The organism is Gilliamella sp. M0320 (genome assembly GCF_016101635.1).
GTDB classification, from domain to species: domain Bacteria; phylum Pseudomonadota; class Gammaproteobacteria; order Enterobacterales; family Orbaceae; genus Gilliamella; species Gilliamella apis.
The window spans coordinates 148,072-172,838 of record NZ_JACFQD010000001.1 but is presented as its reverse complement, the minus strand read 5'-3'; the positions used below and the strand labels follow the sequence as shown (position 1 = coordinate 172,838).

Below are 24,767 nucleotides of genomic sequence, written 5' to 3'. Positions count from 1 at the left end.
TTTAAATTAAGATTATTTTTGTTGCAACTTCGCTATTTCATTACTGAATTGTTCAATATCATCAAAACTGAAATAAACAGAAGCAAAGCGTATGTAAGCAACTTTATCAAGATTTCTAAGCTCTTCAATTACAAAATCACCAATTAATTTTGCCTGCACTTCACGTTCGCCAGTAGCTCTAAGTTTTGATTTAATACGCGTAATAGCATCTTCAATTGCATCAAAACTAACCGGACGTTTTTCAAGAGCTCGTTTTATACCATTACGAAGTTTTTCTTCATTAAAAGGTTCTCGAACCTTATTACTTTTAATAACATTAGGCATAATTAATTCAGCCACTTCAAAGGTTGTGAAACGTTCATTACATTCGACACATTGTCGACGACGACGAACTTGAAAACCTTCACCAACTAATCGAGAATCAATAACCTTTGTATCATCAGCATTACAAAACGGACAGTGCATAAATATATCCTGAAAACGTTTAACCTACATTACAATAGCTGAAATTATTATTTTAAACAAGATTTAAGCTAAGTAATATAAGTTACTGCATACTATTTCTAACTGCAGTATACTCAAATGAATGTTAGATTTCCGCCACTTATTTAGTGACGGAAAATTGATTTACCATGTTAATGAGATTAAAAAATCGCGTAATTTTGCAAAATCATCTGGCATATAATGAGACAGCAACGGCATTTCAGCCCTTTCAGCTAATGCAGGTGGTAATGGAATGGATCGACCAAGAATATCCTCTACCACTTCTTTAAACTTGGCTGGATGAGCTGTTCCTAAAAATAAACCATACTCCCCTTCTTGCAATTGATCGCGTAAAGCTCGATAAGCAATAGCTCCATGAGGCTCAGATAAATAACCCTTTTTATCCAATTGTTGAACGGTTTGTACAGAAACCTTATCAGAAACAGCTGCATGACCTAATGATTTTAATACCCAACCTTCTCGTTGATAAATTTCCTCAATTCTTGGCCAGTTATTAGGCTGACTTACATCCATAGCATTAGATAATGTAGCTACAGTTTTATGAGGTTCCCACTTACCTGTTTCTAAATAACGAGGAACAGTGTCGTTGGCATTAGTTGCAGCAATAAAACGTTTAATTGGCAATCCCATAGTTTTAGCCAGCAATCCGGCAGTTAAATCACCAAAGTTACCGCTTGGCACAGAAATAACTAATTGTTCTCGTTGTTTTGCTGTCAATTGAGCATAAGCTTCAAAATAATAACAAATTTGCGCTAAAAGCCGACTTATATTAATAGAGTTTGCTGAGTTTAAACCAATAGCAGTTTTTAACTCTTCATCATCAAACGCCTTTTTAACTAATGCTTGGCAGGCATCAAAATCACTTTGAATAGCAATGGTGTGAATATTATCACCTAAAGTACAAAATAGTTTTTCTTGTAACGGGCTAATTTTACCTTCTGGATATAAAATCACTACGCGAATATTCGGTAAGTGATAAAATGCATGGGCAACAGCTGCACCAGTGTCCCCAGAGGTTGCCGTCAAGATTGTGATTTTTTTATCCGCAGCGACTTGAACTAATGCTTGTGCCATAAAGCGGCCACCAAAATCTTTAAATGCTAATGTTGGACCATGATACAGTTCAAGTGAACCGATATCATCTTCTACTGATTTGACTGGAGCTGGAAATTGGAAGGCATTTTGTACTAATCGATGCATATCGTTATCACTAATTTCATTACCAATAAAAGCCGATAATATTTTGGCACTTCTAGTAACAAAATCCATATTTAGCAATGACTCTATTTCTGCATCTGAAAATTTTGGTAATTGCTCTGGGAAAAATAATCCTTGCCCTTTACCTAATCCTTGTTGTACGGCCTGAGCAAAACTAACTTGTTCAGAATGATCTTTTAAGTTATACAATTTCATAATTTGTTCCAACTATTTTATACTTTAATTGTTTTCTTTTTGATTTAATCTTATTGTTCAATTTAATAACAATTAACTTAAATCAGTCTTGCACCTTGTGGATCTATTTTACAAATATGGGTAAAACCATCTTCATTTTGTAGATAAGAGCTTTTTAATAATGACTCTATCTGCTGTGCCGTTTCAAGATTATCCGCCACAACAAACATCGTCGGTCCAGATCCTGATATCCCTGAAGCTAATGCACCAAGTTGTTTTACTTTCTTTTGAGTTTCATCAAAATTAGGTAGTAATTGTTTACGATAAGGTTCAGCAATATTATCAATTAACATTGCCGCAGCAAGTTTAGGTTGTTTAGTATAACAAGCATGCAAAAAACCACCGACATAGCGACCATGAGCGACACAATCAGCTTTTTGGTATTGAGCAGGCAGAATAGCTCTGGCTTCTGCTGTAGAGACTTTAATACCAGGATAGGCCATTACCCAATACCAATTTTCAAAGTGAGGTATCGACTCACTGATAACACCCATTTCATCAAGGATAAGTTGCATTCCACCTAAGTAACAAGGAGCGACATTATCATAATGCACGCTACCGGAAATTCGACCTTCTAGTTCCCCCATCATGGAAAGCATTTCATATTGATTAAATGGTTCATCAAAAAATTTATTTAATGCCACAAAAGCACCAACGACGGAACAAGCACTTGAACCTAAACCAGAACCAATTGGCATATTTTTTTCAAGAGTTATACTCACAGGTAATGTTTTATCCATAGCTTTACAGAAACGCTGCCAACATTGATAAACAATATTAAATTTGGGATCTTTTGGCAGTTTTTTGACAAACTGACCTTTGCAAGTAAGGTTAAACTCCGTTGCCGACTCAATAGTAATACAGTCACCTAACATTGCACCACTAATTGGATTGATTGCCGCCCCCAAAATATCAAAACCAACACTAATGTTTGCCATTGATGCAGGAGCATAAACTGTTAATGATTTATGACTCATTTAGCCTCCAATTTTTCCCGATGTGGTTCGTAGAATATCAGCAAAAACACCTGCCGCTGTCACGTCATTACCAGCGCCATAACCACGTAATACTAATGGAATTGGTTGATAATACCTAGTATAAAATGCTAAAGCATTTTCACCATTTTTAACTTTATAAAGTGGATCATCTGTATCTACAGCTTCAATTTTGACGCAACATTGACCACCATCAATACTACCTACATACCGTAATACTTTTCCTTCTTTGGCTGCTTTTTCTGATTTTTCTTTAAATTCAGCATCTAGTTGTGGTAATTTTGACATAAACTCATCGATATTACCTTGAGAATATTCCGCAGGCAGAACTGATTCAACTTTAATTTGATCTAATTCCAGTTGTAATCCTGATTCTCTGGCTAAAATCAACAATTTTCTGGCTACATCTGTCCCTGATAAGTCATCACGAGGATCTGGTTCGGTAAAGCCCTTTTCTTTCGCCAATTTAGTCGCTTCTGATAAAGACATACCTTCATCTAATTTGCCAAAAATAAAAGATAACGATCCAGATAATATGCCGGAAAACTTGATCAGTTCATCACCAGCATTGAGCAGATTTTGTAAATTTTCTATTACAGGTAAACCAGCACCAACATTGGTATCATATTGAAACTTACGTTTACTATTGGCCGCTTCTTGACGTAGACGAAGATAATAAGCCATTGAACTTGTATTGGCTTTCTTATTTGGTGTGACCACATGGAAGCCATTGGCAAGGAAATCAACATATTTATCTGATACATCACTACTTGAAGTACAATCAACTAAAATTGGATTAAGTAATCGATTGTTTTTAGCAAAATCAATAATACTATTTAGAGTATAATCTGTATCACTTTGTTTTATTTGATCACGCCAATTAGCTAAATCAATACCATCACGATTAAGTACAGAATGTTTGGAATTGAATAAACCACAAACCCGTAAATCGATCTGTTTATTTTTAAGCCATTTTTGTTGACGACCAATTTGATCGACCAATGCACCACCAACACCACCAACACCAATAACAAACACATCTAACATTTTGTCTGTACCAAAAAGCATTTGGTGCGTTACACGTACTCCCATTACAGCAACATCATTATCAACCACAACCGAAATTGAACGCTCTGATGAACCTTGTGCAATTGCTACGATGTTAATATTGGCTCGAGCTAATGCAGTAAAGAAGTTAGCTGATAAACCACGTAACGTTCGCATACCATCACCAACTACAGAAATAATTGCCAATTTGTCAATCACTTCGATAGGTTCAAGTAAGCCATCTTTTAATTCTAAATAAAATTCATCACTTAATGCCTCTTCAGCACGATATAGTTCGGTTTGAGGAACACAAAAACTAATACTATATTCAGATGATGATTGAGTAATCAGTACCACCGAAATTCCGGCATAAGTCATAGCAGAAAATACTCGAGCAGACATACCTACCATACCTTTTAGCCCTGGCCCTGATACATTAATCATCGCCATATTATTTAAATTGGTTATACCTTTTACTGGAGTTGAACTATCCACAACATTAGCACCAATTAAAGTCCCCGGAGCATCTGGATTATTGGTATTTTTAATTAAGCATGGAATTTGGAATTGGGCGATTGGCAAAATTGTTCTTGGATGAAGCACTTTTGCACCAAAGTAAGATAACTCCATTGCCTCTTGATAAGACATGGTTTTTAATAATTTGGCATCTGGAACAATTCGAGGATCACACGTATAAACCCCATCCACATCGGTCCAAATTTCACAGCTATTTGCACGTAAACATGCAGCTAAAACTGATGCCGAATAATCAGATCCATTACGACCAAGAACAACTAATTCACCTTTTTCATTTCCGGCGGTAAAACCTGGCATCAAAATAATATTTTCTGGTGGAATACGCATCTCACTGATGCGATGGGAAGATTCAACAATATCAACCGTTGATTCTAAATAATCACCTTCGGCAATTAACATTGCTACCGGATTAATTACGGTCACTGCATGACCTTTTGCTTTTAGCACCTCTTGCATGATTGCAATTGAAAGTTTTTCACCTCTGCAAATGATAGTAGCATTAATACTGTCAGGACATTGACCTAATAACCGAATACCTTCTAACAATTGTTTGACATTATTTAACTCATTGAGTGCAAATTTTTTCATCTCTTCATAGGCAAAATTAGGCAGTGCTTGTGATATTCCTGCTAAGAGATCCGCAAAGATTTTTTCTGCATCATAAATATTTGTTTGTATATCTTGCCGTGCTACAGTTTTTTCAACCATTGCGACTAAATGATTGGTAATTTTAGCTGGTGCAGATAAAACTGTTGCTGTTTGTTCTTGTTTAGCATTATTCTCAATAATCTCTGCTACACGCAAAAAGCGTTCTGCGTTGGCAACAGATGTTCCTCCAAATTTTAAAACTTTCATATCACACCTTACTTATTTTTCTAATTTATGCCAATGACAATTCAAAATGTAATTTTTTTAAATCACTTATAAAATCAATATTTTGAATTCTTTTTTTTGTTATTAATGTTTTTGAATATTTTTTATTTTATAAAACAAAAAACCCGCCTTTTTAGGCGGGTTTTTCGATATTTTTTAAGGAAAAATCAACCCGCCCTATAATTAATAATAGTGCCGGTGGTGCCAATAATACCTGAAATCATCATCATCACAGTTTTCATTATTTTTCCTAAAAAATCCCTAAACAAAACAGCCCGACATTTTCATGTCAGGCTGTAAAAATTAAAAAACTTTTTTGCTGTTTTCGTATTCATTCACTACCTTATTTAAAGCTTGGTAGATACTTTCTGCATCCTGTTTTTTTAATGCTTCATCAAGTATATTGAGATACGATAACATTAGTTTTTGATTATCTTCAGCAAATTGTGGGGAAACTTCCTGATCTTCATATAACATGACATAAGTACGCGCAAATCCAAAGATCAAAAAATAAACTGATGCATTTTTTGGATCATTTTGGATTAAAGCCCTCATAGCCTTACGTAGTTTTACATACGAGTCGGTACCAGGTAAGCTTGTCGCAAATGTTTTTGTTACGTCAGAAAATGTCATTGCTAAAACCTCAATCAAAATCACAAGCGAAAAGAATAGCAATCCATTAACATAAGTGCAAGTCTATTTTGATTTTCAATTCTATTTTTTTATTATTTTTTGTTTAACGCATTGATATATATCAATGCCAATTTGGTTTAATGTTAAACTTGTTTACAAACAGATAACCCTGCCGAAGCTTGGGCAACTGGCATAATTTCAATTGAATTCACATTAAAATGATTAGGCGTATTCACTAACCATGACACCGTATTAGCAATATCCTCAGGAGTAACATAATCAACATCTCTATAAACTGTCGCAGCTTGTTCGTCATTACCATGGAATCGTACATTTGAAAATTCTGTACCACCACATAATCCTGGTTCAATATTTGTTACTCTGATTCTTTTACCTAATAAATCTGTCCGTAAATTAGCACTAAATTGCTTAACAAATGCTTTTGAGGCACCATAAACATTACCACCTTTATAAGCATAAGTTCCCGCCACTGATCCAAGATTTATTATGTAACCATAATTGCGTTCAACCATACTCGGTAAAATTTGATGAGTTAGGTGAACTAAGCCGATAATGTTAGTTTGAATCATTGTTTCCCAATCATTATAATTCGCCTCATATGCAGGTTCTAATCCCAGTGCCAATCCAGCATTATTGATTAATATATCAATCGGTTGAAATTCTTTCGGTAATTGCAATAAGATGGTTTCGACGGCATCTTTTTTGGTTACATCAAACGTTAAAGGTAAAAAGTTATCCCCTAACTCATCAGCAAGTTTCTGTAATTTATCACCTCTTCTAGCAGCACCAATGACTTTATAACCGTCAGCAATAAGTTTTCGACAAATAGCTTGACCAAAACCAGAAGAAGCTCCAGTAACTAAAGCGATATTCATATTCAATCCCCTTTACTCATGATAATTGTCTGATTTTACCTTTATAACATTGAAATAAATAATAGATTATTCTGCATTAAATACAAAAAAACCCGCTACATAGCGGGTTGACATCGAATATTTCATTTAGCTGGTTCTTCGGAAGGCTCTTCATCTTTCAAAGGAACAATCAACGTATCAATATGGGTATTATTAATTAGTTGACGAGCAGAAGACATTAATTTGCTCCAGAAATCTTGGTGATGACCACAAACAACCAGATCTGCACCATATTCATGGATAGCTTCAATTAATACTTGGCCAAATTCACCATTGCCAGAAAGAGTGTGTGCAATTGGATAACCAGCATCATCAGCAAGTTTATTCAATGCAATATGAGCATCTTCAGTGATACGATCTTTCATATCATTCATATTAATATCAACTAAACCAGTATAAAGATCAGAATAATTAATACCGACATGAATTAGTGATATTTGAGCATTATATGGTCTAGCCATAGAAACTGCTTTTTCAACAAGAACTTCACTTTCAGGTGATAAATCCACTGCGACTAAAATATGTTTATAAGCCATAATATTCACTCCTTCCTATTTTTGATGCTCTAATTAAATTAGAATTTATATTTCCTTTTTACTACTAAATTAATTTTTGAGCAAGCCAAAATAGTGACCCAGATAACAAAATTGAAATTGGCAATGTAAGAATCCAAGTTAATGCAATATTTTTAATTGTTTTACTTTGTACCCCACCACCATCAACAATCATCGTACCAGCAACCGATGAGGAAAGAACTTGAGTTGTTGATACAGGCATTCCAGTATAGCTTGCTATACCGATTGATAACGCGGTTGTAATTTGTGCAGAGACACCTTGAGCATAAGTCATCCCTTTTTTACCGATTTTTTCACCAATGGTTACTGCAACCCGTCGCCAACCTATCATAGTACCTACAGCAAGCGCTGAAGCTACGCCGATAATAATCCAAACTGGTGCGTACTCTACAGTTTTTAATAAATCATTATTTAGCGATTTTAAGTATTGCTTATCTTCTGCAGGTACATTTGGTTGTTTAGCTACATGAGATACCGTATCGGATAAACATAATAAAATACGTCTAGCCTGGGAGCGTTGATCTACATTAAGAGAACCATAATCATTCATTTTATTAAACAAATTATTAGCAATCCCTAATGTAGTAAACGAACGAGAGTAATCACAATGATATTGATTTAAATCATTTACAGGAATTGAAGTATCTACAGCAGACTGTTTTCCTATTACAGTATTAAGTTCATCATTATGGGAAATAAAATATTCTTCAATATTATGAATGGCATTCCTGGTATTAGTAATTTCATAGGTTGATGCTCCCATATTTACAATAAATCCAGCAGGCGCAATTCCCATTAATACTAGCATTAATAAACCAATACCTTTTTGTCCATCATTAGCGCCATGAGAAAAACTTACTCCAGCAGCAGAAATGATCAACATTATGCGAATCCAAAATGGTGGTTTTTTCTTACCATAGAGTTTTTCGCGTTGTTCGGGCGTCATAAAAATACGCTCTCTTTTTTTACTACGTTTTTTACTTTGACCTTTACGAGTCCAATATTTCCGCAGTAAAAAAATCATTAATCCGGCTATAACAAGACCAACAACAGGCGAAATTATTAATGATAAAAAGATTTGAATCATTTTAGGAATATTAAGTGCATCAATAATAGAAGTATCCATAATAAATGCATTAGCCAATGCAACACCAATAATTGCACCAATTAAAGTATGAGAGCTTGACGCTGGTATACCTACATACCATGTACCTAAATTCCATATAATAGCGGCAAATAAAATCGAAAATACCATTGCCAGGCCATGTGCAGAACTTACATTTAATAATAAATCAGTAGGTAAAAGATGAACAATTGCATAAGCAACACTAAGTCCACCAAGCAATACTCCTAAAAAGTTAAACATACCAGCCATAAAAACAGCAAGCTGTTCTTTTAATGCTCTAGTATATATTACTGTCGCAACTGCGTTTGCAGTATCATGAAAGCCATTAATTGCCTCGTAAAAAAGAACAAAAAATAGTGCTAAAACTAGCAATATAATGGTTGAAAAGTCTAAATCAGCAAATAGATGAAACATAATATATCTTTCTGTTGTTAATAGCGGCTCTATTATCCTTGAGAATACCGCAATGAGCAAAACAATTTTTACATTTTTCGTTTCGCATAATGGGAGGCTAGAACAGCACAGATCATTAATTGAACTTGATGAAAAATCATTAACGGCAAAATCATTATTCCAGTTATAGACATAGGGAAAATCACACTAGCCATAGGAATACCACTTGCAAGGCTTTTTTTAGAACCGCAAAATACAATTGTGATTTCATCTTCTTTGCTAAAACCCAACAATCGCGAGCTATAAGTAGTAATTAATAACACGATGGTTAACAAAATTATTGAATAAACAATGATCTCTACAAGAGATAACCAGCTGACTTTAGACCAAATACCATTAACTACCGCATCACTAAAAGCAACATAAACAACTAATAATATTGATATACGGTCAGTTTTTGAAATAACACTTTTATATTTATCCACCCATTTGCCAATAAAACGTCTAGATAAATGACCAACCACAAAAGGTAACATCAGTTTAAGCATAATAGATTCAATGGCATCTAAAATATTCATCGAAGCAGCAGATTGAGTATGCATTAATAAACCGACTAAGACGGGAGTAATAAATACACCTAATAATGTCGATGCCGATGCACTACAAATTGCTGCAGCCACATTACCTTTTGCTATTGATGTAAAAGCAATTGCCGACTGAACTGTAGCCGGTAGGACACAAAGGTAAACAAAGCCTAGATAAAGATCTTCCGATAAAAAAGTTGGTACAAGTAGTTGCATCATCATCCCTAGAATCGGGAACACCACGAAAGTAATAACAAATATCAATAAATGCAATCGCCAATTTTTTATACCAATAACTATTGCATCAAATGACAATTTTGCTCCATGCATAAAAAATAATAGACCAATAGCAAAAGTTGTGAGAGTTTCAAAAATAACCTTTGCTTGTCCTTCACATGGGAAAATACTTGCCGTCATCACAACACAAATCAAAATCAGCAAGAATGAGTCAATTTTAAAACGTTGAATTATATTCATGATATTAGTTTGATTAGTTAAAAAAATCGCCACAAAAGTGGCGATATATCTAAAGTTATACTTTTACTCTAGGAAGCTTCGTAGTACATCAGATCGGCTTGGGTGACGTAATTTACGTAATGCTTTCGCCTCAATCTGACGAATACGTTCACGTGTTACATCAAATTGTTTACCAACCTCTTCAAGAGTGTGGTCGGTATTCATATCAATACCGAATCGCATGCGTAACACTTTAGCTTCACGTGGTGTTAAGCCAGATAAAATATCACGTGTTGCACTACGCAGACTTTCAGATGTAGCGGCTTCTAATGGTTGTTCAAGTGCTGTATCTTCAATAAAATCACCTAAATGTGAATCTTCATCATCACCAACTGGTGTTTCCATTGAAATAGGCTCTTTAGCAATTTTCAATACTTTACGAATTTTCTCTTCAGGCATTTGCATGCGTTCAGATAACTCTTCTGGCGTTGGTTCACGACCAATTTCTTGTAACATCTGACGTGAAATTCGATTTAGCTTATTGATTGTTTCAATCATATGTACAGGTATACGTATTGTTCTTGCTTGGTCAGCAATTGAACGTGTAATCGCTTGTCGAATCCACCAAGTCGCATATGTAGAGAATTTATATCCTCGGCGATATTCAAACTTGTCAACAGCCTTCATCAAGCCAATGTTACCTTCTTGAATAAGATCTAAGAACTGTAAACCTCGGTTAGTATATTTTTTCGCTATTGAAATTACCAAACGTAAATTGGCTTCTACCATCTCTTTCTTAGCTCGTCGGGCTTTTGCTTCACCGATAGACATTCGTCTATTAATGTCTTTAATTTGCTCAATAGAAAGATTCGTTTCTGTTTCTATCTGTTGTAAACAGATAATTTCAGCCTCAATTGGCGCTTCAAATTCCATTAAATTAGCAGCAAAAGCGCCTTTACCTGTGACGGCTTTTTTATACCAATTCATGTTATTTTCATTGCCACTAAAATACGTCATAAATTGTTTTTTCGGCATTTTACACTGTTCAACACAGATCTTCATAATTACACGTTCATGTGCTCTTACGCGATCCATCATGCTTCTCATATTATTAACAAGAATATCAAATTGTTTACCTACTAATCTGAATTGTTTGAAAACTTCAGATAAATTTTCAATTTCTTGTTGTGCTTTTTTATGAGCACGGCCATATTTTTTTATTGCTGCTGAGGTTTTATCATGCTGTTCTTTAAGTTCAGAAAATTTCGCTCTTGCCACTTCAGGATCAATTGAAACATCATCATCAGCTGAGGAATCGCCATCTTCTTCACTTTCGTCATCGTTATCATCGATATCGATTTCAGCTTCACTCTCTTCCAACTCTTCTGGAAGATCTTCAGATGCTTCTTCAGCATTAGGATCAACAAAACCAGTAATAAGATCAGATAAACGAACCTCACCACTTTCCACTAAATTGTATTGTTCTAAAAGATAAGTAATCGCTTCTGGGTATTCAGATACTGAGGTTTGAACTTGATTAATACCATCTTCAATACGTTTAGCGATATCAATTTCACCTTCACGAGTTAATAGTTCAACTGCACCCATTTCACGCATATACATACGGACAGGATCTGTCGTTCTGCCTATTTCTGATTCTACATTAGATAAAACTAGTGCTGTAGCTGCTTCAACGGCCTCTTCATCCGGAACATTATCTGAAAGTAATAATTCATCTGAATCTGGGGCTTCTTCAAGTACTTGAATGCCCATATCATTGATCATTTGGATAATATCTTCAATCTGATCTGAATCAATGATTTCTTCAGGCAAGTGATCATTGACATCAGCATAGGTCAGGTATCCTAGCTCCTTTCCTCGGATGATCAGGAGTTTTAACTGTGATTGAGAATTTTGCTCCATAAAGGTATCCACATTTAGTTATTCGGTCATGTATATTATATATGCAGAATAAGAAATAATTTTCTACATATACCCTGTATATTTAGTCTTTTTTTGATAAAACAAGTATTAATGTCGCTAATTCTTTTTTCTCTGCGGTACTTAATCCGGAGACTCTCTCTTTTGCGATCAGTTCATCTTGCCTTTGGGCGAGTATATTATCATATAACTCTTTTAAAGTATGAGAAAAAATTGACTCTATTTCATCATCTTGGTAATGGTACTCCCATGTAGCTAAACGACTTAACTGTTTATAAAATGGTCGACTAGTACACTCTGTTAATATCTGTGCTGTAGTTATATTTGGGTATTGTTGACATAATTCAAGTAGCTCAATAAATATATCTATGCCTGCTAAATTAACTTGTCGCATAACATTAATATCTGCAACCATTTTAGCCATATTCGGATATTGCAGTAATAAACCAATCAAAATCCGCATGGTCGTTAATTTCATCTGCGGTGCAGACACGGCCTCAATAGGTTTATTTTCACTTTTATTTTGATTAGCGGCAATAAGTTGTTCTATTTGTGATATATCAAGTAGACCTAAGTAACGACCTAATTTCTGAAGTAAATTAAGTCTGAATGCTTTTGCTTTAACTTGCTCAAGTAAAGGTATGGCAAGCGAACTCAATTTAGCTTTACCTTCAGCAGTTTTTAGGTCAACTTGTTTTAATAATTCATCAAATAAAAATTCAGATAAATTAGGAGAATTTTTTACATAATCTTCAAAACCGTCTTTACCAACTTTACGCACAAAACTGTCAGGATCTTCATCTTGTGGTAAAAAAGCAAAAGTAATTTCTTTACCATCAATCAAACAAGGTAGTAATACATTAAGTGCTCGCCAAGCTGCGCTTCGCCCTGCATTATCACCATCATAACAAAATATGACAGAATCAGTTGCTCTAAATAATAATTTGATATGTTCTTCAGAGGTTGATGTACCTAATGCAGCAACCGCATAATCAACTCCGTATTGAGCAAGTGATACGACATCCATATATCCTTCAACCACAATCAGTTGTTCTGGATTTCGATTAACCTCCTGCGCTTCATAAAGACCATATAATTGGAAACCTTTATGAAAAATTGGCGTTTCTGGTGAATTAATATATTTGGCTGAATCATTAACAATCGTTCTACCTCCAAAAGCAATGACATTACCTTGCCTATCGCGAATTGGAAACATTATACGACCACGGAAACGATCATATTGATTACCACTATCATTGGTAACTAACATGCCAGCTTGATTATATAATTTTGTTTCAGCTTTAGTTTTTACCACATTTTGTGAAGTTAAACGCCATTCATTAGGCGCATAACCTATTTTATATCTAGTTATAATCTCTTGATTTAAACCACGTTGTTCAAGATACATATGGGCATCTTTTGAAGTCGATAATGCTAATTGCTGTTGGTAGAAATCGGTGATTTTTGCCATCAGGGAGTAGAGATCACGACGCAAATTACGCGATTCAATTTGCTTTGATTGATCAGCTTGATTAGTATTACTTTCTGTGTAAGGAACACGAATACCTTGCATACTAGCAATTTCTTCAATGGCTTCAGGAAATGTTAGTCGTTCATACTGCATTAAAAAATTTACAGCAGAACCTGATGCACCACATCCAAAACAGTAGTAAATTTGTTTTTTTTCATTTAATGAAAAAGAAGCGGTTTTTTCATCATGAAAAGGACAACAACCAAAATAATTATTTCCCTTTTTTTTCATTTTAACGCGCTTACCTATCACATCAAGAATACTTGTGCGGGCAAGCAAATCTAAAATAAAATCGCGAGGAATAAGACCTTTCATGATAAAATTCAACCAATTATGGCATTATAAAAAGACAACAAGCCGTAATAATAATACGGCTTGTTAAAATTGTTTATATCTAGAATATAAATGAATTGTTTTTTAAAAACAATTTAAATTTTCAGTATAAAAATTAATATAGACGAGTGCGACGAGCGTTTTCTCTTTCTAATTTCTTAGCATGGCGTTTAACAGCAGCTGCTTTTGCGCGTTTACGAATAGTTGTTGGTTTTTCGTAAAATTCACGATTACGAACTTCAGCTAATACTCCTGCTTTTTCGCAAGAACGTTTAAAACGACGTAATGCTACATCGAAAGGTTCATTTTCACGTACTTTAATTACTGGCATGTGCCTCTCACCTCAAATTTGTTTAATATCACAAAGGACTAAAATTAGTGCGCAATTTTACTCCTATTTGGTATGGGTTGTAAAGTAAAATATCGTATAATTACTATATGATAAATTAATTTGCTAATCTACTTTTTCAATCAGATAATAAAATAGTTTAATTAAGGATATATAGGTGTTTTATGTCGTCTTTCTTTACTGGTCAATATCCACAAAAACGTTTACGTCGAAACCGTGCACAAGATTTTAGTCGTCGTCTGGTAGCAGAAAATCATTTGACGGTTAATGATCTAATTTATCCAGTATTTATTGTTGAAGGCAACAATATCAGTCAATCCGTACCATCAATGCCAAATGTAAAACGAATGAGTATTGATATATTAGTGAAAGAAGCTGAACAAGTTGCTAAACTAGGTATACCAGTACTCTCATTGTTTCCGGCTATTGATTCTTCACTTAAATCACTATTGGCCGAAGAAGCTTATAACGATAAAGGTTTAGTTCCTAGATCAATTCGAGCATTAAAAAAAGAAATACCAGAACTTGGAATTTTAACCGATGTCGCTCTCGATCCTTATACAACACACGGTCAAGATGGTATTATTGATGACAACGGTTATGTTCTCAATGATATATCTGTCGAAGCTTTAAAAAAACAAGCATTAATACAAGCTGATGCTGGGGCAGATATTATTGCACCAAGTGATATGATGGATGGACGAATTGGCGCAATACGTAAAGAGCTAGAATCACATAATTTTGTTAATAGCCAAATAATGGCTTACTCGGCAAAATATGCATCTAGCTTTTATGGACCTTTCCGTGATGCAGTTGGTTCAGCCAATAATATCAAAGGTGGTAACAAAAAGACCTATCAACTTGATCCAGCCAATAGCAATGAAGCCTTACAAGAAATTTATCAAGATTTAAGTGAAGGCGCAGATATGGTCATGGTTAAACCTGGATTGCCCTATCTAGATATCGTTCGTCGAGTAAAAGAAACTTTTGCAGTACCTACATTTGCCTATCAAGTATCAGGAGAATATGCAATGTTAATGGCTGCAATCGAAAACGGTTGGTTAGATGAAAAGTCTACTATCATGGAATCTCTACTCTGTTTCAAACGAGCAGGCGCCGATGGCGTGTTAACTTATTTTGCTAAGCAAGTAGCTCAATGGCTCAATAACCAGTGATAGCTACATTATATTTATCATATCAATTTGCTAATTATAGTGAATTGATATGATTAACCACGGAAAAATAAGCACAACTTTTTAAAGCAAAATCGAATCTCTTTAGATAAAAAAATAACCAAAATTAGCTCAATCAAAAATTTTCATAATAAATAACATCATTAATGTTTTAATTTTTTTTATAAACATTAAATTAAATCAATTACAAAATCGTAATTTATGGATAAAATATATTAAGTTACTTATTCTGACACTAAAAGTCACAAATTAATCGCTGAGAGTAAAGATTAGTTTGATGTAATGATCAAGTAACGACGCGATAACAGAATTATTCTGCCCATAGCTAGAATAAACCGATGAATCGAAATATTAATATCGCTATTAGATATAAATAAAATTTTAACCAATAACATTAAGAAGCCAATATTATGAAAAATTATATCTATCTATTTTTATTAAGTATTTTCTTATTAACTGGATGTGATAATAAAAAAAACAGCCAATCATCATCTGATGAAACTCCAACGACTAATCAAAATAACGAAGTTAATACTAATACCCAAAATGATACAACTGATAAAACTACAGGTACAACAAATAACAATGAAGACAATACAATCAAATCTAGTAATGACAATAAATCACAGTTACCAACCCAAGTAACTAATAGTTATCTATTTCATACCGAACCAGAGTTGTTACCTAATAAGAAACTCATTAAACAGCAAACTATTCAAAGTTCGGATAAAAAATCTATTAATTATAACGATAAAGGTTATGTTAAAGATTACGACTTGGAAGGATTATATGGCGAAATAAATTATGATACAGCTAAATACATTTATGGTATGAAAGATACCAGAAACAGTTATGACATTACCTTCGATGAATCTAAAAATATTATTGGTATGAAAAATAGTAATGATGAAATTGTTGCTATTAGTGAATTTGATGAACAAGGCCGTTTAGTTGAAACCACTTTATCTAACTTCGCTGATAATAATATTAATTTTACCAGTAAGATTATTTATGAAAATGATCTGGTTGAACAAGTATTATATAACGCTTATGTAAAAATGGATGATAAAAAACAATTACCCGTTTTAGTAAGAGAAAAAGATGTTATTTATAATGCAAACAAGCAATTAGAAAAAACGATTACTCGAACCTTTAAATTATCTGCCAAAGGTGAAGTCATCATTAATGATAAAAATGAACAAGAATTGGAATCAACTGAAACTTGTAATTACTCTGAATATAACCAAAATAATGACTGGACCAAAGCTGTTTGTGAAACAACCGGAAATGGTTCCAGCAAAATTAATTTAACCAGAACCATCGAGTATCTATAACTTATTAAATAAAGTGAATATGATCAGTTTTCACCAAACTCATCATATTCACGACAAAGTATAATTGTATCCTCAATTAAACGCCTTGCTATCGTGCCATATTCAGGTATTTTTGGTAATTGAGAATAATGGTACCAATCAGCTTCTACTAACTCATTTTTATCGATAGTAATCTCACCACTGTCATAATCTGCTAAATAAGCCATCATCATAGAATTAGGAAATGGCCAAGGTTGCGAACCGACATAACGAATATTTTTAATTTTTATTTTTGTTTCTTCATAAACTTCTCTAGCCACTGTCGTTTCCATGGTTTCACCAATTTCAGTAAAACCCGCTAATACAGTATATAAATTATCTTGATTATGCCTTACATGTTTTGCCAATAAAATTTTATTTTTATTGCGAATAGCGACAATAATGGATGGTGAAATTTGTGGATAATAACGTTGATGACAATGATCACATAGACAACACCATTCGGTTTGACTGATATACATCTCATGGCCACAGTAGCCACAATATTTATGAGACCGATAAAACTCAGACAATTGTACCGCTCTACCAGCCATATTAAACAAAGACTGATCAGCACTATTAAGTAAAGGTCTAATCGAGCCCATGGAACTACTCATTTCTTGACAAATTAACCACGCTGTTTGTCCATTCCATTCACCAATAGACTGAGCGAGTTTATTGGTAAATCCTAATTCGCTGGCGATACCGTTAGGAACTTCGCCATTAGGTAACCATAAACGACCATTTTTACTCACAAACCAGTAGCCTTTTTCGTTACCGATTAAATTATATTGTTTTTGTATATCCATAATACCAATACCAAAAAATGAATATTAAAAAGGAGGATATTACTCCTCCTTTTTATCAAGCTATTTCTTTTTCTTCTCATGAAGACCTTTTTTCTCAAGTTCCCAGTAAATTATACGTTGCTGAGCAATCGTAAACAAGTTACTTACAGTATAGTATAAAACTAAACCTGATGGGAACCATAAGAAGAACACCGTAAAGATTAATGGCATATAAGTCATTAATTTTTGCTGTAATGGATCAGTAACCGGTGATGGTGACATCTTCTGAATTAAGAACATGGTACCACCCATTAATAACGGTAAAATATAATATGGGTCTTGCGCTGATAAGTCATAAATCCAAAGAGCAAATGGAGCATGACGTAACTCTACTGTATTACCTAACATATAAAACAGTGATAAGAAGATCGGCATTTGAATCAACAATGGTAAACAACCGCGAAGAGGATTAACTTTCTCTTGTCGATAAAGTGCCATTGTTTCCATACTCAGTTTTTGTCTATCATCTCCATAACGTTCTTTTAGTGCTTGTATACGAGGTTGTAATAACTTCATTTTAGCCATTGAACGGTACTGTGCTCGCGTAAGTGGAAATAAAATACCCCGCACGATAAAGGTGATAACTATTATTGAGAAGCCCCAGTTTCCAATAAAACTATGGATAAATTTTAATAAATAAAACAGTGGTTGAGATAAGAACCATAACCAACCATAATCAACAATTAAATCAAGATGATTAGCGGTTTCTTTTAACTGACTTTGGATTTCAGGACCTAACCATAATTTTGCACTAACTGATTGAGTTTTACCTGGTTGAATAACGGCGGTTTCACCTTTAAAACCAATCGTAGCTTGGGAATTTTTAGCCGTAGCACGTGAATAAAATAGGTTGTTTTGATCCTGCGCAGGGATCCACGCTGAAGCAAAATAGTGTTGCAACATAGCAACCCAACCGACATTAGTTTCCACAGATAAAGCCTTATCTTTGATATCACCAAAGCTATATTTACTATAATTAGTATCAGCACTGGAATAAGCGGTACCACGGAACGCACTTAATCCTAATCCGCCACCACCTTCAGTAACAGCATCATCTGGTAAATCAATAGTTTGTTTTAACTGACCATACATTGATACTTCTATAGGATTTTGGCTTTGGTTATCAATATTATACTGAACATCAATAGCATAATTGCCACGATGTAAAATATAATATTTAGTATAAGTCACTCCATTAACTTGATACGTTAATGGAACTTTCAACTCATCTACACCATCAGCTAAAACATATTCAGATTGAGCAGTTTGATATACTGGGCGTTTACTTCCTTGAATTGCATTATCTGGACCATCTTTACCTGTTAAGCCACTTTCAGCAATATAAATAAAGTCAGGTTTAGATGTTAATAATTGGAAAGGCGTACCAGAATGAAGAGACTGCTCATATTTTAACAATTGTGCAGCTTGTACATCGCCACCATAGGTATTAACCGTTAATGACAATACATCAGATTTTATCGTGATTGTTTTACCTTGTGTAAAATCCGCTGGTGAATCTTCACCTATTTGTTGCGTCAATTGATTAGCAACTGGCGGTTTTGGTGCATGATCTTCTACCCATGCTTTCCAAAGCAGGAAAGAGACGAAAAGTAAAGCAATGACTAAAATATTACGTTGAGATCCCATTAGTGTTTTTCTCTATCGGTTTTAGTTTTAGGAGGTACAAAATCTTCACCTCCTTCATGTAAAGGGTGACATTTTAATACACGTTTGACAGTTAGCCAACTACCTTTTATTAATCCAAAGCGTCTTAATGCAATTACAGCATATTGAGAACAAGAAGGAGTAAAGCGACATTTAGGTCCTAATAAAGGACTAATAATACGCTGGTATATTTTAATGGTAAAAACAAAAATATTAATAATCAAATATTTAAACGCATAAACATGCTGTTTAAATATCAATATTAATTTATTCAGTTTCTTTGTTTTTTGATGATTTGTTGACATAGTTTGTCTAATGTCTCAACTAATTGTTGATTATTCAATTGTATAACAGGCTGTTTAGCCATCAAAATAAAATCGATATTAGGAAACTGATGTTGATGGTGACGAAAATATTCTTTAGCTAATCGTTTAATTCGATTACGCTCGTGTGCTCGTTTAACCTGTTTTTTAGCTATAGCAAAACCTAATCTAGAATGAGCTAGATCATTTTTCCGTGTAACTAAAGTAAGAAAGGGCGAACCTGCACGAATAGATTCTTGAAAGACGCGATTAAAATCGAAGGGAGTTAACAAACGTAACTCCCGAGGAAAAGTGAGTTTAGTCACTCAACTTTAAATTAGCTAGCAACGGTTAAACGAACACGGCCTTTAGCGCGACGACGAGCAAGAACTTGACGACCGTTTTTAGTAGCCATACGTGCACGGAAACCGTGAGTTCTATTACGTTTTAATACTGATGGTTGAAATGTGCGTTTCATGACGATTTATATCCAAATCTAATTTATCAACAAGTTGTAGAGTATAAACTCCACAGCATTAATTAAAGAGGCCCGAATTATAGAGGCTATTTTATTTTTCGTCAATGAGATTTTAATACATAAATTGTAAGGACTATATTAAATAAATATATCGCCTTTATTAATCATTAATCGCTATGACTCGCTTACTTTTTTCACCACCGATTTCACGAGCTAATTTTGGCACAAGATAACCTGATACATTTTTCGCAAGTTGTCTCATAATTTGCTTAGCATTATCATCATCCACTAAAAAATGAGCAGCTCCTTGCACTTTATCCAATAAATGGATGTAATAAGGTAAAATGCCTATTGAAAATAATTTATTACTTAAACAAGCTAATACATCAGCATCATCATTAACCTTTCTCAATAATACACTTTGATTCAAAACCGTTACCTGATGTTCCTTTAAACACTTGATAGCATTAGTAACATTATCATCAATTTCATTTGGATGATTAATATGAGTAACTAATACAATTTGTAACCTGGTTTTAGCAAATAACCGACACAGTTCGCTAGTAATACGATTAGGTATCACCACAGCAAAACGGCTATGAATACGTAAACGCTTGATATGAGGTATTTTCTCTAATTCGGTTATTAAAAAAGCCATTTCGTGATCTTTAGCCATTAAAGGATCACCACCAGAAAGGATAATTTCATCCAGTTCTGGATGGCTTGCAATATATGCCAATGCAGCCCCAAGATTTTTTTTAGTTCCTTGATTATCGTGATAAGGAAAATGTCGTCTAAAACAATACCGACAATTAATCGCACATGCAGTTTTAGTCATTAATAATGCACGATTATGATATTTATGTAGTAACCCTGGAATGGTATTATTCTGCTCTTCTAAAGGATCTTCACTAAAACCCGCTACATTAATTAATTCTTTTTCATCACAAAGAACTTGTAACAACAATGGATCTTGACTATCACCTTTTTTCATCCGATTTATAAAAGCCATAGGAACCCGAAGCGGGAATTGCTTTCTCGCTTGCAACATAGGCAGAGAAATCTCCTCAGGATCTAAATTCAAACAACGATAAAGCTCTTTGATATCGGTAACGACATTAGCAAGTTCAAAAATCCACTCATCTTTATTTGGTTGTTCAATATTTTGCTGTATAATGTGGCTCATTTTTGTAATTCAGAATGATAGTTGGAGCTTTTATGGCATCTTTTAGTACTAATGAGTTTAAAGCCGGTCTTAAAATAATGCAAGATGGCGAACCGTGTGTAATTGTTGAAAATGAATTTTATAAACCTGGAAAAGGACAAGCAATTAACCGCGTAAAAATAAAAAAATTACTTTCAGGTAAGACTGTTGATAAAACATTCAAATCAGGTGAATCCGTTGAAGCCGCTGATGTTGTTGATATGAATTTAACCTATTTATATACTGATGGTGAATTCTGGCATTTCATGAATAACGATACATTTGAGCAACTTTCTGCTGATGCTAAAGCTGTAGGTGACAATGCTAAATGGTTAGTTGATCAAGCTGAATGTATTTTAACTTTATGGAATGGTCAACCAATTGCGGTAACGCCACCAAACTTTGTTGAACTAGAGGTTATTGAAACTGACCCAGGTCTAAAAGGTGATACAGCAGGGACTGGTGGTAAACCAGCGACACTATCAACTGGTGCTGTAGTACGTGTTCCATTATTTGTACAAATTGGTGAAGTACTTAAAGTTGATACTCGTTCTGGTGAATATGTTTCACGTGTTAAATAATATCAACGAGATATAAATGCTATTTTTAAAAAAGAGGTCAATATGACCTCTTTTTTATTAACTAAATAAAAAAGTTAATATTTATTTTGAGGAAAGGGGTTTTTATTTCAATAATTAGGCTCAGCTTTTCGACAATTACCTATCCAGCACTCAATCAAACCAGCGAATACTAATAAACTAACAATATCTAAATTAAGAATTTTAGTTTATTTAGCACCAATATAATCTAATTGTCGCCATGATTCATAAACTACTACAGCAACAGAATTAGATAAATTCATACTTCGACTATTGGCAACCATTGGAATTCTAATTTTTCTATCTTGTGGTAGCACATCAAGAATGCGATTTGGTAAACCGCGGGTTTCAGGGCCAAACATTAAAAAATCTGCTTGTTTATAATTGACTTCACTATGTGATTTTTGGCCTTTTGTGGTTAAGGCATAAACTTGTGAAGCCAAATCAAGCTGATTTGCCTCTAAAAAATGATCAAGATTTTTATAACGTTTTACATCGACAAATTCTTGATAATCAAGTCCTGCTCGCCTTAGTTTTTTATCGTCCCAAAAAAATCCCATTGGTTCAATAATATATAGATTAAAACCAGTATTAGCACATAAACGAATAATATTACCCGTATTAGCCGGAATTTCAGGTTCAAACAACACAATATTTAAAGGCGCATTCAACACAATAATTTCTCTTAACAATTAATATTTTTGAAGTGGTAATACTATCACAATTTTCAGCCCACCTAACTGACTTTTCTCAGCTTTAACTGTGCCGTTATCTCGAGTAATAGCATTCGCTACAATTGCTAAGCCTAACCCTGTACCACCCGACTCTCGGTCTCGAGCTTCATTAGTACGATAAAATGGTCTAAAAATTTGCTCAAGCTCATTATCGGCAACACCTGGACCATCATCATCAATAGTAATAGTCACAGTTTGTTGTTGGATAATAAAATTCACATCAATCCTTTGATTTGAATAACGAAATGCATTTCTTATCACATTTTCAAGCGCACTACATAACGCTTCTGGATAGCACAAAATTGTATGATTAGAAGGAGAATTTTGAATAGAAAATTGTTTTGCTATCTGATTGGCTTCAAAAGTCGCATTATCCAATACATTTTTAAATAATACATCTAATGATTTAAATTCACGAACTTCATTATTATCATGCTGATTCCTTGCTAAGGATAATAAGTCACCTATCATCGAATCAAGCTTTAAAGCTTCATTATTTATCCGCAAAACTTCATTGCTTTCACCTTGCTTACGGCGCAATAACGAAGTTGCCAATTGCAATCGGGTCAATGGAGTACGTAATTCATGGGAAATATCAGAAAACAGCCGTTGCTGTAGATCTTGCATCCGTTTCAATTCTCTAAGCATATGGTTAAAACTTGCACCTGTGGCTTTATATTCATAAGAACCAACTTTTTCAAGCTCAGGCCACTGTTGTAAATTACCATTTGCGACCTGTTCTGCTGCCAATCGAAGTCCTCGTGCTGGTTTAGCTATACTCCAAGACAACCACAACAAAAAAGGAGAACTGGCTAACATGGTTAATGTTAAAAGTAAGAAAGGATGATCAAAAATCAAATTAACAAATTGAGATTGAATATCTGATGCGGGCTGTAATAAAAATAGTTGATATTCATCATTAGCATAATGAATAAGGAAAGGACCAATAATCTCTTGATTATCATAAATTTTTTTCGCCGGATCATCAACATCATGCGATTTTTCACTAAAACTTTTTACTAAATCAATATTTTTAGTATCTGCAGTAATAATTTGCTGATTAGGTGTAACAATAAATAGGACTTGACCAGTTTTTTGATAATTATCCATTACCACAATAAATCTCATCCACCAGCGAAAACTATCTTTCGGTATTTTAGTGAGATCTTTTTCTATCTGACTTGCAAGAACTTCACCACTTTCTTTATCTTTATTGGCTAAATAAGTTAAATTACGTGAGTCGAGTTCGGGCAATACCATTACAAGCGCAAGGAAAAAAGCGATAGTAAGTAAGAATATTGTGAAAATTCTAATTGTTAGACGATCAAAAATCCACATAGATTCTTACCATATTTAAAAAAGCTAATTTTGCAACAAATCATCATTTTGATCTACAACAAATAGATATCCTTTTGAACGCAATGTTTTAATCCATGGTAAGCCATCACTTCGAGGTGGAAGTTTTTTCCGTAAATTAGAGACATGAACGTCAATTGAACGTGCTAATGGGATAAATTCTTTCCCTAACACTGTCTCACTAAGAGTATCCCTTGAAATAGTCATCCCTTTATTTTCAAGTAATTTAAGTAATACTTGAAATTCTGTGCCAGTTAATTCGATGTATTTATCATCAAAATAAACAGATTGTTGTTTGGTATTTACCACAAGTTTATCAATAATATATTGTAATGGTTTTTCACTACTTTCATTACCGGCAGTATCCCATTTAGCCCTACGCAATAAAGCGTTAATTCGAGCAATTAATTCTCGATCATTGAAAGGTTTAAGAATATAATCATCAGCGCCAAGTTCAAGACCATTGATTTTATCGAGTTCGCTATCTTTAGCTGTTAAGAAAATAACAGGAACGGTGAATTCACTTCTTAGTGAAGACAAGACACTTAATCCATTCATTTCTGGCATCATAATATCAAGTAAAACCAGATCGATGGAATCATCAAACTTTTCTAACGCTTCAATACCATTATTTGCAACTTCGACTGTGAACCCTTCCAATTCTAATAATTCACATAATAACGACGCAATTTCTAGATCATCATCAACTACAAGTAATTTGCTCATTATAATCCTCAATAAGTAATGAAATCCTTAATTTTATATCTATTAA

24 protein-coding genes are annotated in these 24,767 nt (G+C 34.0%); 3 read left to right on the top strand and 21 right to left on the bottom strand.

The window, feature by feature from the left end; translation table 11 throughout:
• Positions 1 to 12: 12 nt before the first annotated feature.
• The 12 genes from nrdR to rpsU form a co-directional block, all read right to left on the bottom strand.
• Complete coding sequence (gene nrdR / locus H3T83_RS00760) at positions 13 to 465, bottom strand: transcriptional regulator NrdR (protein WP_034901142.1); 453 nt, start codon at positions 463 to 465, stop codon at positions 13 to 15.
• A gap of 162 nt (positions 466 to 627) precedes the next feature.
• Complete coding sequence (thrC, locus tag H3T83_RS00755; RefSeq protein WP_198191893.1) at positions 628 to 1,917, bottom strand: threonine synthase; 1,290 nt, start codon at positions 1,915 to 1,917, stop codon at positions 628 to 630.
• 77 nt (positions 1,918 to 1,994) lie between these two features.
• The gene (gene thrB / locus H3T83_RS00750; RefSeq protein WP_198214820.1) at positions 1,995 to 2,933 is read right to left on the bottom strand and encodes a homoserine kinase; all 939 of its coding nucleotides are present in this window, start codon (positions 2,931 to 2,933) and stop codon (positions 1,995 to 1,997) included.
• Positions 2,934 to 5,390, bottom strand: coding sequence for a bifunctional aspartate kinase/homoserine dehydrogenase I (gene thrA, locus H3T83_RS00745; protein WP_065578145.1), 2,457 nt, complete (start codon positions 5,388 to 5,390; stop codon positions 2,934 to 2,936). It lies immediately after the preceding gene.
• A gap of 321 nt (positions 5,391 to 5,711) precedes the next feature.
• Positions 5,712 to 6,041, bottom strand: a complete 330-nt coding sequence (locus tag H3T83_RS00740) for a hypothetical protein (protein WP_086320962.1) — start codon at positions 6,039 to 6,041, stop codon at positions 5,712 to 5,714.
• Between the two features lie 143 nt (positions 6,042 to 6,184).
• Positions 6,185 to 6,937 carry an SDR family oxidoreductase gene (locus H3T83_RS00735; protein ID WP_198214819.1) on the bottom strand — a complete coding sequence of 251 codons (753 nt, stop codon included), beginning with the start codon at positions 6,935 to 6,937 and terminating at the stop codon, positions 6,185 to 6,187.
• A 122-nt stretch (positions 6,938 to 7,059) separates the two neighbouring features.
• Positions 7,060 to 7,512 carry a universal stress protein UspA gene (uspA, locus tag H3T83_RS00730; protein ID WP_034901127.1) on the bottom strand — a complete coding sequence of 151 codons (453 nt, stop codon included), beginning with the start codon at positions 7,510 to 7,512 and terminating at the stop codon, positions 7,060 to 7,062.
• A gap of 64 nt (positions 7,513 to 7,576) precedes the next feature.
• Positions 7,577 to 9,091, bottom strand: coding sequence for an inorganic phosphate transporter PitA (gene pitA, locus H3T83_RS00725; protein ID WP_198214818.1), 1,515 nt, complete (start codon positions 9,089 to 9,091; stop codon positions 7,577 to 7,579).
• A gap of 68 nt (positions 9,092 to 9,159) precedes the next feature.
• Entirely contained in the window at positions 9,160 to 10,131 is a 972-nt protein-coding gene (locus H3T83_RS00720) for a bile acid:sodium symporter family protein (RefSeq protein ID WP_198214817.1), read from the bottom strand.
• 63 nt (positions 10,132 to 10,194) lie between these two features.
• The gene (gene rpoD, locus H3T83_RS00715) at positions 10,195 to 12,033 is read right to left on the bottom strand and encodes an RNA polymerase sigma factor RpoD (RefSeq protein ID WP_198198433.1); all 1,839 of its coding nucleotides are present in this window, start codon (positions 12,031 to 12,033) and stop codon (positions 10,195 to 10,197) included.
• A gap of 82 nt (positions 12,034 to 12,115) precedes the next feature.
• Positions 12,116 to 13,897, bottom strand: coding sequence for a DNA primase (gene dnaG, locus H3T83_RS00710; protein ID WP_034901120.1), 1,782 nt, complete (start codon positions 13,895 to 13,897; stop codon positions 12,116 to 12,118).
• Positions 13,898 to 14,030: 133 nt separating this feature from the next.
• Entirely contained in the window at positions 14,031 to 14,246 is a 216-nt protein-coding gene (gene rpsU, locus H3T83_RS00705) for a 30S ribosomal protein S21 (RefSeq protein ID WP_034882800.1), read from the bottom strand.
• A 182-nt stretch (positions 14,247 to 14,428) separates the two neighbouring features.
• Here rpsU and hemB point away from each other — a divergent pair, with 182 nt between their 5' ends.
• Both hemB and H3T83_RS00695 read left to right on the top strand, forming a co-directional pair.
• Entirely contained in the window at positions 14,429 to 15,439 is a 1,011-nt protein-coding gene (gene hemB / locus H3T83_RS00700; protein ID WP_198198434.1) for a porphobilinogen synthase, read from the top strand.
• A 428-nt stretch (positions 15,440 to 15,867) separates the two neighbouring features.
• On the top strand, positions 15,868 to 16,791 hold the full coding sequence (locus H3T83_RS00695; RefSeq protein ID WP_198198435.1) for a hypothetical protein: 924 nt from the start codon (positions 15,868 to 15,870) through the stop codon (positions 16,789 to 16,791).
• A 23-nt stretch (positions 16,792 to 16,814) separates the two neighbouring features.
• Here the strand turns inward: H3T83_RS00695 and nudC are convergent, their stop codons facing one another.
• The 6 genes from nudC to epmB form a co-directional block, all read right to left on the bottom strand.
• Positions 16,815 to 17,618 (bottom strand): NAD(+) diphosphatase, encoded by an 804-nt coding sequence (gene nudC / locus H3T83_RS00690; protein WP_065578153.1) that lies wholly within the window; start codon positions 17,616 to 17,618, stop codon positions 16,815 to 16,817.
• A 60-nt stretch (positions 17,619 to 17,678) separates the two neighbouring features.
• Positions 17,679 to 19,304 (bottom strand): membrane protein insertase YidC, encoded by a 1,626-nt coding sequence (gene yidC, locus H3T83_RS00685; RefSeq protein WP_198214816.1) that lies wholly within the window; start codon positions 19,302 to 19,304, stop codon positions 17,679 to 17,681.
• Complete coding sequence (gene yidD, locus H3T83_RS00680; protein WP_081298823.1) at positions 19,304 to 19,627, bottom strand: membrane protein insertion efficiency factor YidD; 324 nt, start codon at positions 19,625 to 19,627, stop codon at positions 19,304 to 19,306. The genes yidC and yidD overlap by 1 nt, the downstream gene beginning before the upstream one ends.
• A complete protein-coding gene (rnpA, locus tag H3T83_RS00675; RefSeq protein WP_034901111.1) occupies positions 19,594 to 19,950 on the bottom strand; it encodes a ribonuclease P protein component in 357 nt (118 codons plus the stop codon). The genes yidD and rnpA overlap by 34 nt, the downstream gene beginning before the upstream one ends.
• Before the next feature lie 11 nt (positions 19,951 to 19,961).
• Complete coding sequence (gene rpmH, locus H3T83_RS00670; RefSeq protein WP_025314679.1) at positions 19,962 to 20,102, bottom strand: 50S ribosomal protein L34; 141 nt, start codon at positions 20,100 to 20,102, stop codon at positions 19,962 to 19,964.
• Positions 20,103 to 20,262: 160 nt separating this feature from the next.
• Positions 20,263 to 21,288, bottom strand: coding sequence for an EF-P beta-lysylation protein EpmB (gene epmB, locus H3T83_RS00665; protein ID WP_198214815.1), 1,026 nt, complete (start codon positions 21,286 to 21,288; stop codon positions 20,263 to 20,265).
• Between the two features lie 32 nt (positions 21,289 to 21,320).
• Here epmB and efp point away from each other — a divergent pair, with 32 nt between their 5' ends.
• On the top strand, positions 21,321 to 21,887 hold the full coding sequence (gene efp, locus H3T83_RS00660; RefSeq protein WP_034901106.1) for an elongation factor P: 567 nt from the start codon (positions 21,321 to 21,323) through the stop codon (positions 21,885 to 21,887).
• Positions 21,888 to 22,093: 206 nt separating this feature from the next.
• Here the strand turns inward: efp and trmL are convergent, their stop codons facing one another.
• From trmL to H3T83_RS00645, 3 genes are read right to left on the bottom strand one after another with little or no spacing between them, the layout of a single operon-like run.
• On the bottom strand, positions 22,094 to 22,579 hold the full coding sequence (trmL, locus tag H3T83_RS00655; RefSeq protein ID WP_370527985.1) for a tRNA (uridine(34)/cytosine(34)/5-carboxymethylaminomethyluridine(34)-2'-O)-methyltransferase TrmL: 486 nt from the start codon (positions 22,577 to 22,579) through the stop codon (positions 22,094 to 22,096).
• 18 nt (positions 22,580 to 22,597) lie between these two features.
• The gene (gene cpxA, locus H3T83_RS00650) at positions 22,598 to 23,971 is read right to left on the bottom strand and encodes an envelope stress sensor histidine kinase CpxA (protein WP_198195854.1); all 1,374 of its coding nucleotides are present in this window, start codon (positions 23,969 to 23,971) and stop codon (positions 22,598 to 22,600) included.
• A gap of 30 nt (positions 23,972 to 24,001) precedes the next feature.
• The gene (locus H3T83_RS00645; protein WP_034901102.1) at positions 24,002 to 24,721 is read right to left on the bottom strand and encodes a response regulator; all 720 of its coding nucleotides are present in this window, start codon (positions 24,719 to 24,721) and stop codon (positions 24,002 to 24,004) included.
• Between the last annotated feature and the right edge of the window lie 46 nt (positions 24,722 to 24,767).

Coding starts and splice junctions, on each gene's coding strand:
- rpsU (WP_034882800.1), bottom strand. CDS start 14,246: ATGCCAGTAATTAAAGTACGTGAAAATGAACCTTTCGATGTAGCATTA.
- yidC (WP_198214816.1), bottom strand. CDS start 19,304: ATGGGATCTCAACGTAATATTTTAGTCATTGCTTTACTTTTCGTCTCT.
- efp (WP_034901106.1), top strand. CDS start 21,321: ATGGCATCTTTTAGTACTAATGAGTTTAAAGCCGGTCTTAAAATAATG.
- uspA (WP_034901127.1), bottom strand. CDS start 7,512: ATGGCTTATAAACATATTTTAGTCGCAGTGGATTTATCACCTGAAAGT.
- nrdR (WP_034901142.1), bottom strand. CDS start 465: ATGCACTGTCCGTTTTGTAATGCTGATGATACAAAGGTTATTGATTCT.
- H3T83_RS00695 (WP_198198435.1), top strand. CDS start 15,868: ATGAAAAATTATATCTATCTATTTTTATTAAGTATTTTCTTATTAACT.
- thrA (WP_065578145.1), bottom strand. CDS start 5,390: ATGAAAGTTTTAAAATTTGGAGGAACATCTGTTGCCAACGCAGAACGC.
- H3T83_RS00740 (WP_086320962.1), bottom strand. CDS start 6,041: ATGACATTTTCTGACGTAACAAAAACATTTGCGACAAGCTTACCTGGT.
- rpoD (WP_198198433.1), bottom strand. CDS start 12,033: ATGGAGCAAAATTCTCAATCACAGTTAAAACTCCTGATCATCCGAGGA.
- pitA (WP_198214818.1), bottom strand. CDS start 9,091: ATGTTTCATCTATTTGCTGATTTAGACTTTTCAACCATTATATTGCTA.
- epmB (WP_198214815.1), bottom strand. CDS start 21,288: ATGAGCCACATTATACAGCAAAATATTGAACAACCAAATAAAGATGAG.
- hemB (WP_198198434.1), top strand. CDS start 14,429: ATGTCGTCTTTCTTTACTGGTCAATATCCACAAAAACGTTTACGTCGA.
- dnaG (WP_034901120.1), bottom strand. CDS start 13,897: ATGAAAGGTCTTATTCCTCGCGATTTTATTTTAGATTTGCTTGCCCGC.
- H3T83_RS00645 (WP_034901102.1), bottom strand. CDS start 24,721: ATGAGCAAATTACTTGTAGTTGATGATGATCTAGAAATTGCGTCGTTA.
- nudC (WP_065578153.1), bottom strand. CDS start 17,618: ATGGATATACAAAAACAATATAATTTAATCGGTAACGAAAAAGGCTAC.
- rpmH (WP_025314679.1), bottom strand. CDS start 20,102: ATGAAACGCACATTTCAACCATCAGTATTAAAACGTAATAGAACTCAC.
- thrB (WP_198214820.1), bottom strand. CDS start 2,933: ATGAGTCATAAATCATTAACAGTTTATGCTCCTGCATCAATGGCAAAC.
- H3T83_RS00735 (WP_198214819.1), bottom strand. CDS start 6,937: ATGAATATCGCTTTAGTTACTGGAGCTTCTTCTGGTTTTGGTCAAGCT.
- yidD (WP_081298823.1), bottom strand. CDS start 19,627: ATGTCAACAAATCATCAAAAAACAAAGAAACTGAATAAATTAATATTG.
- H3T83_RS00720 (WP_198214817.1), bottom strand. CDS start 10,131: ATGAATATAATTCAACGTTTTAAAATTGACTCATTCTTGCTGATTTTG.
- thrC (WP_198191893.1), bottom strand. CDS start 1,917: ATGAAATTGTATAACTTAAAAGATCATTCTGAACAAGTTAGTTTTGCT.